The sequence below is a fragment of the Thioclava dalianensis genome, assembly GCF_000715505.1.
Classification (GTDB): domain Bacteria; phylum Pseudomonadota; class Alphaproteobacteria; order Rhodobacterales; family Rhodobacteraceae; genus Thioclava; species Thioclava dalianensis.
Genome location: NZ_JHEH01000004.1, coordinates 83,242 through 98,952, shown reverse-complemented (window position 1 = coordinate 98,952; position 15,711 = coordinate 83,242). Strand labels below are relative to the sequence as shown.

Here is a 15,711-nt window from a genome sequence, read left to right as displayed (position 1 = left end):
CGAAGCGGTTTTCATGCTGTGACAGGGAGACATATATGACATTTCGTTCCACCCTCTTCGCGCTCGGCGCGGCGCTTTCGCTCGGCTTTGCCGCAAGCGCACCCGCTCAGGCGGCGGATTGCTCCAAAGTGACGTTCTCCGATGTCGGCTGGACGGACATCACCTCGACCACCGCGACCGCAACGACGATTCTCGACGCGCTCGGCTATCAGACCGATGTGAAAGTGCTCTCGGTGCCGGTCACCTACGAGGCGCTGTCCAAGGGCGATGTTGACGTGTTCTTGGGCAACTGGATGCCCTCGATGGCCTCCAACGTCGAACCCTATGAGAAAAATGGCACTGTCGAGACGCTGGGCACCAACCTGACGGGCGCGAAATACACGCTGGCCACGAATGCCGCAGGCGCCAAGCTCGGGATCAAGGATTTCTCCGATATCGCCAAGCATAAGGATGCGCTCAACGGCCAGATCTACGGCATTGAGCCGGGCAATGACGGCAATACGCTGATCCTCGGGATGATCAAGAAAAACGAATTCGACCTCGGCGATTTCGATCTCAAGGAAAGCTCCGAACAAGGCATGCTGGCGCAGGTCGCCCGCGCAGATCGCTCCGACAAGCCGATCGTCTTCCTCGCCTGGGAACCCCACCCGATGAACTCGAACTTCAAGATCACCTACCTGTCGGGCGGCGATGACGTGTTCGGCCCGAACTATGGCGGTGCCGAGGTCAAAACCAACGTGCGCAAGGGCTACGTGCAGGACTGCCCCAATGTCGGCAAGTTCGTCTCGAATCTGAAATTCACGCTGGCGATGGAAAACGAGATCATGGGCAAGATCCTCGATGACGGCGAGCAGCCCGGCAAAGCCGCCAAAGAGTGGCTCGCAGCCCATCCCGACACCTGGAAGCCCTGGCTCGACGGCGTGACCACCAAAGACGGTGGCGACGCGGTGGCCGCGGTGCAAAAGGCCCTCGGCGCGTGAGCCTCCCCCCTGACACCACCGACGCGCGCAGAGCAATCTGCGCGCGTCTCTCGCTGGCGGGGCTGGCGCTGCTCCTCGCGGGCCCCGTCCGCGCCGCCGAGCCACAGCCGGAGTGCCCCGGCGCAAGCGCCTTGCAGGGTGCGGGCATCCTGCTGACCCGCAATGCCCCGCGCATGAGCGAGGCCTTCCGCTTCGAGAACGGCACGCTGACCGGCTACCGCGCCGACGACCCCGCGACCGGCCGCGCACCGCTGCGCGAAACCTACCCCCATCCCCTCGCCGTAGGCCTGCGCGAGATGGGCGGACGCGAATTTGCCTTGCGCTACACCAAGGATCCGGCAGAGCTCGACACGCTGCCACAGACACGCCGCTGGTCGAGCCCCGTGGCGCTGGTCGTCGACGGCCAGACGGAGCGCGAAGGCACCATCACCTACAGCTATCGCGGCGAAGGCACGGTTGAAATCGGCGCGTGCAGCTACCCCGCATGGCAGGTGATCGAACGCATCGATCTTGGCGATCTGAGCGCCTCCTTCCTCAAGGAATACGCCCCCGACCCGGGCCTCGTGCTGCGCGCAACCAAGCTTGACCCCGCAACCGGCGCGCCGCTGGCGCAGGTCGCCTTCGACACAATCTCCGCGCGCCCCGCCTCCCAAAGCAAGACCCCTCCAGACAGAACCAACAAGGGACAGCAATGAACTGGTTGACCGAATGGAAACTCCCCTTGGGCAAATGGGCCCAAGCGGTGATCGACTGGCTGCAAATCAATGCCGGCGGCTTTTTCGACGCCCTCTCCGCCCTGATGCAGGGGCTGATCAACGGCATCCTATGGGTCTTTGAGGCCCCGCCACCGCTTGTCGTGATCGCCGTCTTCGTCGCCCTCTCATGGTGGTTTCAACGCAGCTGGAAGCTCTCGCTCTTCGTTGCCATCGGATTTCTCTTCATCGTCAATCAGGGCTATTGGTCCGAAACCACCGAAAGCCTGACCCTCGTGCTCTCGGCCTGCGTCGTGTGCATGGGACTGGGCGTCCCGATCGGGATCGCCGCCGCGCACCGGCCACGTCTTTACAAAGTGCTCCAGCCGGTGCTCGACCTGATGCAAACGCTCCCGGGGTTTGTCTACCTGATCCCCGCCATCGTGTTTTTCGGCATCGGCATGGTGCCGGGCCTGATTGCGACGGTAATCTTCGTGCTGCCCGCGCCGATCCGGCTGACCTATCTGGGCGTGGTCTCGACCCCGGACACGCTGACGGAAGCGGCGCGCGCCTTTGGCGCGACCAAGAACCAGCTTCTGTGGAAGGTCGAACTGCCCTACGCCCTGCCCCAGATCATGGCCGGGCTGAACCAGACGATCATGCTCTCGCTCTCGATGGTGGTGATCGCCGCGCTGGTGGGCGCGGATGGTCTTGGCGTTCCGGTGGTGCGCGCGCTCAACACCGTCAACACCGCGCTCGGCTTCGAGTCGGGCTTCGTGATCGTGGTGCTCGCGATCATCCTTGACCGCATGCTGCGCCGGGAGGGCAAGAAATGAACGAGACCGCAACCGATACAACCAAGGGCCTCGCGGTCCGCTTCGACAATGTCTCCATCGTCTTTGGCGAACATCCGCAAACCGCGTTGCCACTGATGGATGAAGGCCTCTCGCGCCCCGAAATCCAAGACCGCACGGGACAGGTGCTGGGCGTGCATGACTGCTCGCTCGATGTCGCCGAGGGCGAGATCCTCGTGCTGATGGGCCTCTCGGGCTCGGGCAAATCCACGCTGCTGCGCGCGGTCAACGGGCTCAACCCGGTGGCGCGCGGCTCCGTGCAGGTCCATGACGGCCAAGGCATGATCGACCTCACCCATTCCGACCCCGCCACGCTGCGCCGGATGCGGCTCAGCCGGGTCGCGATGGTGTTCCAGCAATTTGGCCTTCTGCCGTGGCGCACGGTGCGCGAAAATGTCGGGCTGGGTCTTGAGTTGGGCGGCATGAGCAAGGCCGAACGCCGCGAGCGGGTGGACGCCCAGCTGCAACTCGTGGGGCTGTCGCAATGGGCCGACCGCGCCGTGGCCGAGCTGTCGGGCGGCATGCAACAGCGCGTGGGGCTGGCGCGCGCCTTTGCGACCGAAGCGCCGATCCTGTTGATGGACGAGCCCTTCTCCGCGCTCGACCCGCTGATCCGCTCGAAATTGCAAGACGAGCTGCTTGAGCTGCAATCGACCCTCAAGCGCACGATCATTTTCGTGAGCCACGATCTCGATGAAGCCTTCAAGATCGGCAATCGGATCGCGCTGATGGAGGGCGGACGGATCGTGCAATGCGGCACCGCGCGCGACATCATAGCCAACCCCGCCAATGAATATGTGGCCGATTTCGTGGCCCATATGAACCCGCTGGGCGTGCTGACCGCCACCGATCTGGCCGAGCCCGCACCCAAACTGGCCGAAGAAGAAGCTCCGCCCTCGCTGATCCGTCGCCTTATGGGGCGCCAGCCCACGCAGCCGCTAGCATTACCCCCGCCCCGCCCGGAAGTCGCCAGCGACGCGCCCGTGCGCGAGGTGATGGAAGCGCTGCGCCAAGCCCCCGCGGTCACGCTCGATGACGGGCGGATCGTGACCCGCGAAGGGGTCATCAGCGCGCTGCTTGATCCCAAGACCGGCGCAGCCTCAGAGTAAGGAGAGACGCTTCGCGGAGGATATTTAGATCAAGAGGAAGCACGGGTACCCTCTTCCTCTTGATCTTAAATATCCCCGCCGGAGGCTCCGACGGGTGCAACAGGCGCGCCTTTTTCAGATCTTGGTGGCGGGCGCAGGCGGCGTGACGGGACCACCTTTGAGGCGCGATTCGCGCCAGGTCATGAAGCTCACGCAGGCGATGATGATCCCACCGCCCAGCATGGTGAACGGGTCGGGCACTTCGCCAAAGAGGCTCCAGCCCGCGATGGCGGCCCAGACCAGTTGCAAGAATAAGACCGGCTGGGTCACCGTGACGGGGGCCGCTGCAAAGGCGTGGGTCATCGCGTAATGGCCGCCCGTGGCGAACACCGCGACCGCCGCGAGCCAGAGCGTCTCTGACAGCGTGATCGGCTGCCAGTTCCAAATCGCGACCGGCGCGAGGCACAGAGCCACGCTCAGCGACATCATCGCCACCACGGTGCCTGCGGGCACGAAATCGGTCAGCCGCTTGGCCACCAGATATGTCGCGCCGAAAAACAGCGCCGCGCCAAGCTGGGCCAGATGGCCCGGCTCGATTTCGCGCAGCCCGGGCCGCAGGATGATCAGCGCGCCCAGAAGCGCCACGATCACCGCCGTGATCCGCCGCCACGCGAGCCCCTCGCCCAGAAGGACCGCGCCGCCCACCGTCACCACGATCGGGTTGAGGTAATTGATCGCGGTCACATCTGCGATCGGGATATGCGCCATCGCGTAGAACCACAGCCCCACCGCGATCGCATGCAGCACGCCGCGCAGCCCGAACAGCGCCCAGACCTTGCGCGGGTAGGACCTGCGCAGGATCTGCACCAGCGCGGGGGCGAAGAACAGGGTGCCCCAGACAAAGCGCACAAAGGCCGATTGCACCGCAGGCACCCGCGCGCCCAGCCAATGCACGATGATATTGACGAGCACGAAGCACAGCGTCGTGGCCAGCATCCAGGCGATGCCGACAAGCGGGCGGTTGGGGGCGGGTCGATCGGTCATCCCTGTCTTGGATGCGGTTTTGCGCGTCCCTGCAAGTGCTTTGCCTGTATCGGTTACAACGTACCCACGGCCAGCCGCCATGCCAGCGAGGCCATCAGCAAAGCGATCACCCCGTCAAGCACGCGCCACGCGACCGGACTGGCAAAGATCGGGGCCAGAAGCCGCGCCCCGTAAGCCAATGAGAAGAAAAACAGAAATGAGGCGAGAATGGCACCGGCGGCGAAGTTCACCTGCGCGCCTTCGAATTGCGCCGAGACCGCGCCCAGCAGCACCACCGTATCAAGCCAGACATGCGGATTGGCCCATGTGAAAGCCGCAAGCGTCAGCAGCACCGTGCGCAGGCGCGGCGTACGGCCCTCTCCCGCCTCGAGCCGCGCGCCGCCGCGCAGGGCCGCATAGGCGGCGCGCCCCGCATAGACGGTGAGAAAGACCACCCCACCCCAGCGTAGGATCTCGGGCAGCAGCGGCCAGGCATCGGACGCCAAAGCAAAGCCCGACACGCCGAGAGCGATCAAGAGCGCATCCGAGAGCGCACAGAAAAGCGCCACCGCGAAGACATGCTCGCGCCGCAGCCCTTGCCGCAGCACGAAGGCATTTTGCGCCCCGATCGCCACGATCAACCCCAGCCCCAGCTTCAGGCCTGCCCAGAATGCCATTCTCACCCCTCATGCTTTCCCTATCTCTCGGGCCTATCTTCTGGTGCTGCGCGCGGATAAGCTCCAGTTAATTAACTTTAGCCAGATTAAGTTTTTCTTATGTTGGACTATGCACAGCTCGCGGCCCTCGCTGCGGTGATCGAGACCGGCTCTTTCGAGGGGGCGGCGGCGCGATTGGGGCTCACCCCGCCCGCGATCTCGCTGCGCGTGAAACTGCTGGAAGAACGGATGGGTGCGATTCTCGTGATCCGGGGCCAGCCATGCCGCGCCACGGCCGAGGGCATGCGGCTGATCACCCATCAGCGCGAGGTCGCCCTTCTGGAGGCACAGCTTGCGCCCGGTGATCTGCCGCCGGTGCTGCGCATCGCAGTGAGCGCGGACAGCCTCGCGACCTGGGTGATCCCCGCGCTTGCACAGGTCGAGGGTGTGCTCTTCGATCTGGTGATCGACGATCAGGATCACGCGCATCAATGGTTGCGGCGCGGCGAGGTCGTGGGGGCGATCACCGCCGATCCCGGGCCCATCGCGGGCTGCGACAGCATCAGCCTCGGGCGGCTGCGCTACATTGCGACGGCAGCCCCCGATTTCATGGCGCGGCATTTCCCCGACGGGCTGCGCGCGGGCGCGCTGAAAACCGCGCCGAGCCTGCAATTCAACGCCAAGGATCGCCTGCAGGAAGATTGGGCGGCGATGATCTGTGGCGGCCCGGTGCGCCTGCCCGCCCATCGCATCGGCTCGAGCGAGGGGTTTGTGGAGGCAGCGCTGCACGGGCTCGGCTGGGGGATGAACCCCGAGGCACTGGTGCGCGAGGCGCTGGCGCAGGGCAGGCTTGTCGCGATGGGGCCCGCGCCGCTCGATGTGCCGCTGCATTGGCAAAGCCTACGCAGGCTCAAAGCGCCTCTGGCCCCGCTGGGCCGCGCCCTGCGCGCCGAGGCCGCGAAGGTGCTTTTGTAGCGCCAAGCGCGCGCCCCCCATTGCTCTTGCGCCCGCTGCCCCCTATGCATTTGCGTCATGAAACTGTTATTCTTGGGCGATGTGATGGGACGCGCGGGGCGCGCCGCAATCACGCAAAAGCTCCCGCAACTTCGCGCCGATTGGCGGCTGGATTTCGTCGTGGTCAATGGCGAGAACGCCTCGGGCGGCATGGGGCTCACGGGCGAACATGCCAAGCTGATCCTTGAGGCGGGCGCCGATGTCGTGACGCTGGGCGATCACGCCTTCGATCAAAAGGACATGCTGCGTTTCATCGACGGCGAGACCCGGATCATCCGCCCGCTCAACTACGCCAAGGATGCGCCGGGACGCGGTGCGCGGGTGTTCTCGGATGCGCGCGGGCGCAAGGTTCTGGTGGCGCAGGTGCTGGGCAATGTCTTCATGAAACGCGCCTTCGACGATCCCTTCTCGACCATCGAGGCGGCGCTCAACCGCTACCCGTTGGGCGGCGCGGTTCAGGCGACGCTGGTCGATATGCATTGCGAGGCCACGAGCGAGAAGATGGCGATGGGTCATTGGTGCAACGGGCGCGCAAGCGTCGTGGTCGGCACCCATACCCATGTGCCCACGGGCGATGCGCAGATTCTCGACAAGGGTACGGCCTATCTGAGCGATGCCGGGATGTGCGGCGATTACGACAGCGTGATCGGTATGGCCAAGGCCGAGCCAATGCGCCGTTTCGTGACCGGCATGCCCAAAGAGCGCTTCCAGCCCGCGCGCGGCGAGGCCACCCTATGCGGCTTTTATGTCGAAACCGATGACAAGACGGGGCGCGCCACCCGCGCGGAACCGGTGCGCATCGGTGGACGGCTGGCGCAGGCCGGACCGGGCACCGTGTGAGCCCATACCGACGCGGGATCTCGCAGCGATTCCCCGCAAGCTGCCAAATCTGGTGCTTGCGGCGCGGCCTTGCAACGCTAGTATCGCGCGAGATGTGCCTGTGCGAGACCGATAGATGATCATCCTCCCCCTGTCCCAAACTGGCAATGCCGTACTCGCCCTGCTGATCGTGGCGGGTATGTTCGCGATGTTCCTGCGCGAGCGCTGGCCGCCCGAGGTTACTGCGATCGCGGGCGCGGCCCTGATGCTGGTTTTCAACCTCGCGCCCTATGAGAACGCAGCCGCGGTGCTGTCCAACCCCGCGCCTTGGACCATCACCTTCATGTTCCTGATCATGGGGGCGCTGGTGCGAACCGGCGCGCTCGATGCGATGACGCGCTATGCAGAATCGCGCATCGATCAGAATCCGAAACTGACGGTCGCGCTGATGTTCGCGCTGACCATGTTTGCCAGCGGTGTCATGAACAACACGCCCGTGGTCGCGGTGATGATCCCGGTCTTTATTCAGGTTGCGCGCAAGCTCAAGATCTCGCCCTCGCGCTTCCTGATGCCGCTCAGCTATTTCACCGTGATGGGCGGGATGCTCTCGCTGATCGGGACGTCCACCAACATTCTGGTCGATGGCGTGGTGCGCAGCCGCGGGCTGGAGCCGTTCTCGATTTTTGAGATCTTACCGCTGGGCCTTGCGATCTGCGCCATTGGCTCGATCTTCATGGCGCTGTTTGCGCGTCGCCTGATCCCCGAGCGCCAGTCGCTCTCCTTCATGCTGGGCGATCGCCCGAAGATGAAATATTTCACCGAAGTCGCGATCCCCGAGGAAAGCGCGCTGATCGGCCAGAACGTGATGGAGGCTGACAGCTTCTCGCGCGAGGGCGTGCGGGTGATCGACGTGCTGCGCGGCGATGCCAGCTTGCGGCGCGATCTGAGCTCGGTCGAGCTGAAGGCGGGCGACCGCGTGGTTCTGCGCTCGGAGATGGAAGAGCTGCTGGGCATGCAGAAGAACCGCGATCTGCGGATGGTCGACAAGCTGTCCTCGGTGCAGACCGAGACCGTCGAGGTGCTGATCTCGCCCGGATGCCGGATGATCGGGCAGCGCTTGGGCGACATGCGCCTGCGCCGGCGCTACGGCGTCTATGTTCTGGCCGCCCACCGCCGCAACCAGAATATCGGTCGCCAGCTCGACGATCTGGTGGTCGTCGTCGGCGATACGCTGCTGCTGGAAGGCGCCTCCGAAGATATCGCACGTCTGGCCTCTGACATGGATCTGGTCGATGTCTCCAAGCCGCAGGCCCGCGCCTATCGCCGCTCGCATCTGCCCCTCGCAGTGGGCGCGCTGGCGGCTGTGGTGGTGCTCTCGGCGCTTGGCGTGGCACCGATCCTTGCGCTGGCAATGGTGGCAGTGGCCGCGATCCTTGTGTCGCGCTGCATCGATACCGACGAGGCCTTCACCTTCATCGAGGGTCGCCTGCTGGCCTTGATCTTCGCGATGCTGGTGGTGGGCGTCGGGCTTGATAAGTCAGGCGCGGTGGAGCTGATCGTGAATGCGGTGGCGCCATGGCTCAAGACATTGCCTCCACAGGTCGCGCTGATCGTGGTCTATTTCCTTGGGCTGGCGATGACCGAGCTTTTGTCCAACAACGCCGTCGCTGTGATTTTCACGCCAATCGCGATGTCGCTGGCCTTAGCCCTTGGCCTTGATCCCCGCCCCTTCGCGGTGGCGGTGATGTTCTCGGCCTCGGTGGCCTTTGCCACGCCCATCGGCTATCAGACCCATATGATGGTCTACGGGCCGGGCGGCTATAAGTTCACCGACTTCCTGCGCCTCGGGATACCGATGGATATTGTCACGGGCCTGACCGCCTGTTTCCTGATCCCGCTGATCTGGCCCTTCTAAAGGAGAATAGCGATGCGTCTTTGGATGATCTTGCCGCTGGTACTGGCGGGCTGCGCGGCAGGTGCGCGCGCGCCGTCATGGCCCGATCAGGTGACGATCCACCGCACCGATATGCGGGTCTCGTTCAACGATGGCACGGTCTGCCGCGCCGATATCGCGCAGGCCCCTTCGGGCAAGTTGCAAGGCTGCCGCTGGCCGATGGCCTATACGGTGCGCGACTACAAACCCAGCGTGATCGGCCGGGCTGGCGCGCTCTCCGAGATTTTCGAGCCCTATGCGAAGATCACGCTCAGCGCGCCCTCCGGCATGACATGGCATTTCGAGACCCCGCCGCCGATCCCCGCCACCGATCACGGTGAGGGCACCCTGAACATGCCGTGACGCTTCCCTCCTTGCTCCCGGGGGGTAATCCGCACTATATCAGGCCAAATTCGCGAAAATCTCAACGGAGACCCTCATGGCAGGCCACTCAAAATGGGCCAATATCCAGCACCGCAAAGGCAAGCAGGATGCGGCGCGCTCGAAGATGTTTTCCAAGCTGGCGAAGGAAATTACCGTCGCCGCGAAGATGGGTGATCCCGACCCCGAGAAAAACCCGCGCCTGCGTCTGGCGGTGAAAGCGGCCAAAGCCCAATCGATGCCCAAGGACGTGATCGACCGCGCGATCAAGAAATCGCAGGCGGGCGATGGCGATGATTACACCGAGATCCGCTACGAGGGCTACGGCCCCAACGGCATCGCGGTGATCGTCGAGGCGATGACCGACAACCTCAACCGGACCGCCTCGAACGTGCGTTCGACCTTCACCAAATGCGGCGGCAATCTGGGCACGACCGGCTCGGTGAGCTTCATGTTCGACCATGTCGGCGAAATCTCTTACGGCCCCGATGCGGGCGATGCCGACACGGTGATGATGGCCGCGATCGAGGCTGGCGCCGAAGATGTCGAGAGCGAAGAGGGCGAAGAAGGCGGGCACTGGATTTACTGCCCGATGGAGAACCTCTCGGAAGTCTCAGAAGCGCTCGAGGCTGAACTTGGCGAGGCCAAGGAAGCCAAGCTGATCTGGAAGCCGCAGAACCGCACCGAGGTGGATCTGGAAACCGCGCAAAAGCTGATGAAGCTGATCGACACGCTGGAAGATGACGACGACGTGCAAAGCGTTACCGCCAATTTCGACGTCCCCGAGGATGTCGCAGCCCAGCTGTGAGCCAGAACGACACATGATGCAAAAAGGCGCCTCGCGGGGCGCCTTTTTCATGGCCTGCCAAATGGGGACAAGGCTGCCATTTGAAGGGATCGGCGGGTCGCCCCATTGGCCCCCTCCCGACCCGCCGCCTCCCCCCGCGACGCTCGTCTGAGGGAGATCAAGGTGCGGCGCGGGCGCGGTGGCGCGATCAAACCGGCAATGCCCGCCGCTCCGATGAAAGAGCGGATCTCGCAGCCCTCGCCGTGGATCGCGGTGGCCTGCCAAGAGAACGGGATCGAGGTGACGTTGATCGGCGGACAGGTCAGCACCCTCGGCGGCATCTGCGTCGGGAGGGATACGGAGGCACAGCTTGGCACCATGGGCCGTTCTGGGGGCATGCGGTCTTGAAGGCACCTTCGGCTTCGGCGCTGACGACCTATTTGAATCCGCGGTGAAACGAGCGGTGGCCCCGTGTGCAAAAGAGGTCGCTGTCCTAGCCGACAGCAGCAAGATCGGAATGCGTGCGCGTCACAAGACCTTGGCGCCGCGAGCGATCACCCATCTCGTGACAGACGCATCCGAGCACGAGGTGACGGCATTGCGCGATGCAGGCATCGACATTCACCATGCGTGATCCGCGCCCCCCAACGCGGGCCCTATGCGCCATGTCTGCGCTCAACGGCGCGCTCTTTGGTATCTGGGCCTCGCGCATTCCCGCCTTCGTGGACCGTTTCGATATTTTCCCGGGCACACTTGGACCGCTTTTGCTGTACTTTGCTAGCGGGGCTATTTTGTCCTCCCGATTGCAGGGCGAATGTCGGACAAGACGGGCGCAGCCTTCCTAACGCGCAAGCTGACCCTGTTTTACGCCGCAGCGCTCTGTCTCTTGTCCGCGCCCCACACTCTTGCGCTATTCGCTCTCACGCTGGCGATCTTTGGCGCCGCGCCCGGTGCGATGGACGTGGCCATGAACTCTTGGAGCGCGGTCTTTCTCACAGACGCGACGGGTGCGAGCGAAGCGCGCGCGGCCCTCGGCTAAGTTGCGTTTCGGTCGCGATGCTCACAACCCGTCTGTCCGGCTCCGTGATCATCTCGCGGCTAGGCGCGGTCGGCACGGCACGCGCCTCTGGTGTGATCGCCGCCGTAGGAGCCGTAGCCGTCGTCCTGTCGCAGGGGCTCGCGAGTGCCCTCGTCGGGTTCATCCTCCTCGGCATGGGATATGCCAACTGGCATTCTCGCGCGCGGCAACCGAACCCGGCATCGCTCAAGGCCGGGCCATCGCGGGGGGTGCGACGCTGGGCTATGGCGGAATGCTATTCGGCTCGCCCCTCATCGGCACAGTTGCCGCGCTTAACCTTCTGGTCACAGCCCTAGCCGCACCTGCTTGCCCGACGGGATCTGCCGCAGGGGCGTTGACGTTGAGGCGCAAGTGACCTCAGTAAAGAGTGACGTTATTTCAAGGGGAAGATCATGTCACAGGCGAAAGGCGAGATCCGCCCAGCGTTGCTTTCAGATGTCGACGCACTGGCCCCGCTCTTTCTCGATTTCTTCAATGAAGACGGGATCGCTGTCGACCCCGCGGCGATCCGGGCAAATCTTGAGCGCATGCTGCGAGATGACCGCGCCTGCGTCTTTGTGGCAGACGCGGGATCGGGCATCGTTGGAATGGCATCGGGCAGTCTCACCTTCGGGGTGGAGTTTGGCTGCGCCGCCGAGGTCGAAGACCTTTATGTCGTGCCGAGCTGCCGCGGAAACGGGCTCGCCAAGGCCCTGCTCAATCGCGTGCTAAGCTGGGCGGACAGTCAGAACGCCTCCGAGACATACCTGATCATCACTGAGGAAGCCGAGCGCGACCAAGGGCTTACGCGTTTCTACGAAGGCTTCGGCTTTAAGGCATCGCAGAGGCTCATGATGTATCGCGGTCGCGGCGTGACCGCTGGACAAATGACCAGCTCTGGGACCAGAGAAAAGCCCTCGAAGAGAAAGGCGCCCGTTTCGGTCAACGCCACGCCACGATGTGGGTAGCGGACCAGCCCCCACACCAGATCGCGTTCGACCACTTTGTTTTCCTGGCTCACAACCGCGCGCCCGGATTTTCTCTGGAACGGCCCTTCTGGAGGGTCGCCGAAATCTCGACGCGGATCTGACCGATATCTTCAGTCGCGCATGACTTGTTGCCCGCTCGGCCTACCCTGCTGACGGTCCCGGCCAAGGCACAGGATGGCGGCCGAACAAACCGGTACGTCGTTCCACATTGTGCCGCAGTGCTGGTCGACAGAGATGTTCGACGACCACCGACACGTTCGGACACGGGAACCGACACTGCAGACATCAGATGAGAACATGGCGCGCGGCGCTGAGCGCGTCCGAGACAGTCAATCTGACTGTGGCACGGTGCAATTTCATGAATGCACGGCAGTGGCGGAAAGAACAAACCGGCCTTCCGGCGGTCTTATATATTCACCGAAGTGTGTGCCGTGGATTATGCCCAAATTCGTCCCGGAATGCGCGCGCGAGGCGTAGCCCACTGCCGATGCGACAAGACCGCTCGCCATGCCTTGCCCGAGCATCCGTCGCGCGATCTGCATGCGTTCACGCCGGAGGATCGCCGAAAAGCTGTCATCCGTGTCGCGCAAGCGTCGCCGGAGCGTGGATTCAGACATACCTATCGCATGAGCTACCTGGTCGGAGGTCCAAGGATGATCGGGTTGCGAGCGGACCAGCTGCGCAAGCCTATCTGCCACGGGACTATCGAACAGCACGCCCGCTGCCGGCTCTGTCGCCAGAAGCGCCAACAGTTCCGCGATTCGCGCTCGCCGGATTGAACTTTCCATGGGGCCGGAAGCGATCGCCATGGCGGCGTGAGAAAGCGCCTCGATCAGCTCGGGCGTCAGATCGATGGCGGCACCTTTGCGAGAAGCGCTCACGTCAAGCCTCGGCAGCCCCGCTGTCATCTCCGGCGTCACCTCGATCAGCAATGATTGATATGTCCCGCGCTCCGGATCAGGATCGTTGACGACATCAATATCGACCCCGGCAGGCAGGGCAAAAAGCGTCCCCGCCGTCAGTGTCTCCTGATCGAGGGCGCGCCAGATCTCTTTCGTACCCGATAGCACGACACCAAGAATGGGATGGGGCAGATTGATCTGCCGCAGGCGTTCGCGCACCAGCGTGCAATAGGAAAATAGCCCCTGCCCATGCGGCGCGGTGCCCGAAAGCTCTGGACGCCGAAATGCGGCAAAGCTTTCGAGCAATGTGGCAGCGTTGGAAGATATGGCGACGAAATCCTTCATCCCATTAGCATAGCTTGAATTGCCCGTCCGTAGAACCGAAGTCTGACCGGATCGGGTTCAAACACGACCGGCTCCGGCGCAGCGTGAGAGCAAAGCTCTGCGATAGATGACGAAACGTCAGCCAGGAGATCTATCATGCTTCGAATCCGTCCTCTTTTCGCCGCCGCTTTCGTCGTCGGCCTGACCGGTGCGGCGCACGCCGAGACACCACGCGCTGCCATCATCACGCGCGGTTTCGCGCATCCTGAAAGCGTGCTTCTTGGTCCCTCGCTGCGCTACGTCTCGAGTATCGGTGCCGAACTCGAGCCCCTGAAAAAGGACGGCGACGGTTTCATCAGCATTGTCGACGCACAAGGCAGGCTTGTCGAACGTCGCGCTTTTACCGGCCTTGACGCGCCAAAGGGCATGGCGCTGATCGCAGACGAACTTTACGTGGCCGACATCGACAGGATCGTTGGGTTCGATCTTCAGACGCATCAGCGGACCTTCGTCGTGCAGATGGATTGTGAGCAGCCATGCCTGCTCAATGATATTGCGGTCGTGGACGATCGGCTGCTGTTCAGCGACACTTTGCGCGGACGGCTCTATGACCTTGATCCCAAGACACGGCAGGTCACGCTGTTGACAAAAGACATTCCGGGGGCGAACGGGATCGCTTGGGACAAGGCTCGGGGTGAAGCCATAATTGTCGCCTTGGGGAGTGATTTCGCCGGTGGCCATCTGTTCACCTGGTCCAGCGCACGAGGCGTCCGACAGATACCAAACAGCCCTTTCGGCATCTTCGACGGGGTGGCCGTATTACCAAACGGACGCGTGCTGGTATCAGATTGGATCAGCTTTGCGGGCAGGCCCGGAGCGATGCTCGACCTAGACCCAGCAACCGGCACCGCAAGCGCGTTCCCTTTACAAACGTCAATCCGCGGCCCGGCGGATTTTTCCTTTGACGAAGCGGGTAACAGACTTTGGATACCAGCAACTCTCGACGATGCAGTCGTGATCTTGCCGGTTCCGGAAGACTACACCTCCGCGCAGGAAAGCCGACTTGAAGGAAGGGCAGGTTTGTCCCACACAGCTGCTGTCGGCCGTTAACTCTGGAACCGATCTTGGTTGCTGGCGCGATGTAGGTCGGTTTCGAGTCCATCGAGACAAATTTTGCACACGCACCAAACGTCTGCTAATCGCTGCACGTGCGTAACGACTTAGGCGTGAGATTTGGATATTCGCGGCGAACTGCGCAGGTCGGTTACCTCAAGTGAAGTAACAAACAGCTCAATGGGGTTGCCATGAGGATGCTTCTTGAAGTTGAGGGGAAAAGACCGGAGCAAGTTAGGGAGTTTTCGAAAATTGAAGCGGCTCTGAGAGAGCTGAACAACTCTAACCCACATTCATATGCGAATTTGACCCGTCAGGATGGATCATACGTTCAAGTAGCTGGTGAAAAAAAGAAATACCTTATCGAAAGGCGCGATTTCGTCGACAAACTGCACTGGCGTGCGCATCTGAAAACAGCAAGCTTAATGTCAGATGCGCCGCAAATCATTGTGTGCGGAGCTGGTCAGATAACGGTGAGCGCAGATGAGATTTTTTCCATTGAGGATGTGGTTTCCATATGGCGTTCGTTCTTCCAAAACGAACCATTCGCCTCCTACATAATGTGGCGAAGTATGGCCAAAATACTCCGATGACCCACATACCTACCGTGCTGACCAAACCTGACATTGCCGAGTGGTTTACGACAGGCCGGTTTCGTCCGCCGAACTGACCTCGGTAGGAGCTGCGACCAGCGGCTGTTTTCGGGGTGTCAACTTGGACTGGGGACGGCCGAAATGGGGTGCAGACGCTCAGGCGGCGCGGGGCGCGGCCTCGCGTGCAACCTCAGGGCACCAGCTTTGTGCCGCAATGGAACAGAGCTTGTTGGCGTCGACGGCAAAGCCCTCGCGGAACACGACCCCCTCCCCCAGACAGCGTTCGAGCAGGGCCACGAAGACGTGCCTCAGCCGGTTGCTTTCCCGAAACTTGCCGTTGCGATACCGCGAGAGTGTCAAGCGATCCGGGACCCTCCCTACCAGCTTCAACCTGCAAGACCACCGATAGGCCAGGTTCAGGTGAATCGCGTCACATAAGCGGCGCTCCGAGCCTATCGCGGCGCATATTGCCATAGCGCAGGAACCGCCCGCCCCGATATTGGTGG

General features: G+C 62.9%; 18 protein-coding genes and 1 pseudogene. 15 read left to right on the top strand and 4 right to left on the bottom strand.

Annotated features, from left to right (window positions below; genetic code table 11):
- Positions 1 to 35: 35 nt before the first annotated feature.
- Genes choX through choV form a run of 4 tightly spaced genes read left to right on the top strand, consistent with a single transcriptional unit; the run spans position 36 to position 3,635 of the window.
- On the top strand, positions 36 to 980 hold the full coding sequence (gene choX, locus DL1_RS04735; protein ID WP_038063212.1) for a choline ABC transporter substrate-binding protein: 945 nt from the start codon (positions 36 to 38) through the stop codon (positions 978 to 980).
- Positions 977 to 1,675: a hypothetical protein gene (locus DL1_RS20750; RefSeq protein ID WP_051693319.1), complete on the top strand. Its 699-nt coding sequence runs from the start codon at positions 977 to 979 to the stop codon at positions 1,673 to 1,675. Before choX ends, DL1_RS20750 begins: the two co-directional genes overlap by 4 nt.
- On the top strand, positions 1,672 to 2,508 hold the full coding sequence (choW, locus tag DL1_RS04725) for a choline ABC transporter permease subunit (RefSeq protein WP_038063209.1): 837 nt from the start codon (positions 1,672 to 1,674) through the stop codon (positions 2,506 to 2,508). Before DL1_RS20750 ends, choW begins: the two co-directional genes overlap by 4 nt.
- Entirely contained in the window at positions 2,505 to 3,635 is a 1,131-nt protein-coding gene (gene choV, locus DL1_RS04720) for a choline ABC transporter ATP-binding protein (protein WP_051693318.1), read from the top strand. Before choW ends, choV begins: the two co-directional genes overlap by 4 nt.
- Positions 3,636 to 3,749: 114 nt before the next feature.
- Here choV and DL1_RS04715 read toward each other — a convergent pair whose 3' ends face one another.
- Both DL1_RS04715 and DL1_RS04710 read right to left on the bottom strand, forming a co-directional pair.
- A complete protein-coding gene (locus DL1_RS04715) occupies positions 3,750 to 4,658 on the bottom strand; it encodes a DMT family transporter (RefSeq protein WP_038063206.1) in 909 nt (302 codons plus the stop codon).
- A 53-nt stretch (positions 4,659 to 4,711) separates the two neighbouring features.
- The gene (locus DL1_RS04710) at positions 4,712 to 5,314 is read right to left on the bottom strand and encodes a LysE/ArgO family amino acid transporter (protein ID WP_038063203.1); all 603 of its coding nucleotides are present in this window, start codon (positions 5,312 to 5,314) and stop codon (positions 4,712 to 4,714) included.
- Between the two features lie 99 nt (positions 5,315 to 5,413).
- Between DL1_RS04710 and DL1_RS04705 the strand changes: the two genes are divergently transcribed.
- The 9 genes and pseudogenes from DL1_RS04705 to DL1_RS04670 all read left to right on the top strand — a co-directional run bounded on the left by DL1_RS04705 (position 5,414) and on the right by DL1_RS04670 (position 12,252).
- Positions 5,414 to 6,268, top strand: a complete 855-nt coding sequence (locus DL1_RS04705) for a LysR family transcriptional regulator ArgP (protein WP_038063199.1) — start codon at positions 5,414 to 5,416, stop codon at positions 6,266 to 6,268.
- Positions 6,269 to 6,325: 57 nt separating this feature from the next.
- Positions 6,326 to 7,147: a TIGR00282 family metallophosphoesterase gene (locus DL1_RS04700; protein ID WP_038063196.1), complete on the top strand. Its 822-nt coding sequence runs from the start codon at positions 6,326 to 6,328 to the stop codon at positions 7,145 to 7,147.
- A 115-nt stretch (positions 7,148 to 7,262) separates the two neighbouring features.
- The gene (locus tag DL1_RS04695; protein WP_038063194.1) at positions 7,263 to 9,041 is read left to right on the top strand and encodes an SLC13 family permease; all 1,779 of its coding nucleotides are present in this window, start codon (positions 7,263 to 7,265) and stop codon (positions 9,039 to 9,041) included.
- A 12-nt stretch (positions 9,042 to 9,053) separates the two neighbouring features.
- The gene (locus tag DL1_RS04690) at positions 9,054 to 9,422 is read left to right on the top strand and encodes a hypothetical protein (RefSeq protein ID WP_038063193.1); all 369 of its coding nucleotides are present in this window, start codon (positions 9,054 to 9,056) and stop codon (positions 9,420 to 9,422) included.
- A gap of 76 nt (positions 9,423 to 9,498) precedes the next feature.
- Positions 9,499 to 10,248, top strand: coding sequence for a YebC/PmpR family DNA-binding transcriptional regulator (locus tag DL1_RS04685; protein WP_038063191.1), 750 nt, complete (start codon positions 9,499 to 9,501; stop codon positions 10,246 to 10,248).
- A 162-nt stretch (positions 10,249 to 10,410) separates the two neighbouring features.
- Entirely contained in the window at positions 10,411 to 10,635 is a 225-nt protein-coding gene (locus DL1_RS04680) for a hypothetical protein (RefSeq protein ID WP_038063189.1), read from the top strand.
- Positions 10,598 to 10,741 (top strand): annotated as a pseudogene (locus DL1_RS22340) (hypothetical protein); the annotation flags it as partial. The gene DL1_RS04680 and the pseudogene DL1_RS22340, both read left to right, overlap by 38 nt.
- 300 nt (positions 10,742 to 11,041) lie before the next feature.
- Positions 11,042 to 11,266, top strand: a complete 225-nt coding sequence (locus DL1_RS04675) for a hypothetical protein (protein WP_038063187.1) — start codon at positions 11,042 to 11,044, stop codon at positions 11,264 to 11,266.
- A 431-nt stretch (positions 11,267 to 11,697) separates the two neighbouring features.
- Positions 11,698 to 12,252, top strand: coding sequence for a GNAT family N-acetyltransferase (locus tag DL1_RS04670; protein ID WP_038063184.1), 555 nt, complete (start codon positions 11,698 to 11,700; stop codon positions 12,250 to 12,252).
- 377 nt (positions 12,253 to 12,629) lie between these two features.
- Here the strand turns inward: DL1_RS04670 and DL1_RS04665 are convergent, their stop codons facing one another.
- Positions 12,630 to 13,520 carry a helix-turn-helix domain-containing protein gene (locus tag DL1_RS04665; RefSeq protein WP_051693317.1) on the bottom strand — a complete coding sequence of 297 codons (891 nt, stop codon included), beginning with the start codon at positions 13,518 to 13,520 and terminating at the stop codon, positions 12,630 to 12,632.
- Positions 13,521 to 13,655: 135 nt separating this feature from the next.
- Here DL1_RS04665 and DL1_RS04660 point away from each other — a divergent pair, with 135 nt between their 5' ends.
- Entirely contained in the window at positions 13,656 to 14,609 is a 954-nt protein-coding gene (locus DL1_RS04660; RefSeq protein ID WP_038063181.1) for an NHL repeat-containing protein, read from the top strand.
- Between the two features lie 194 nt (positions 14,610 to 14,803).
- The gene (locus DL1_RS04655; protein WP_038063178.1) at positions 14,804 to 15,205 is read left to right on the top strand and encodes a hypothetical protein; all 402 of its coding nucleotides are present in this window, start codon (positions 14,804 to 14,806) and stop codon (positions 15,203 to 15,205) included.
- A 156-nt stretch (positions 15,206 to 15,361) separates the two neighbouring features.
- Here DL1_RS04655 and DL1_RS20745 read toward each other — a convergent pair whose 3' ends face one another.
- Positions 15,362 to 15,679, bottom strand: a complete 318-nt coding sequence (locus DL1_RS20745) for a transposase (protein ID WP_245739591.1) — start codon at positions 15,677 to 15,679, stop codon at positions 15,362 to 15,364.
- Positions 15,680 to 15,711: the final 32 nt, after the last annotated feature.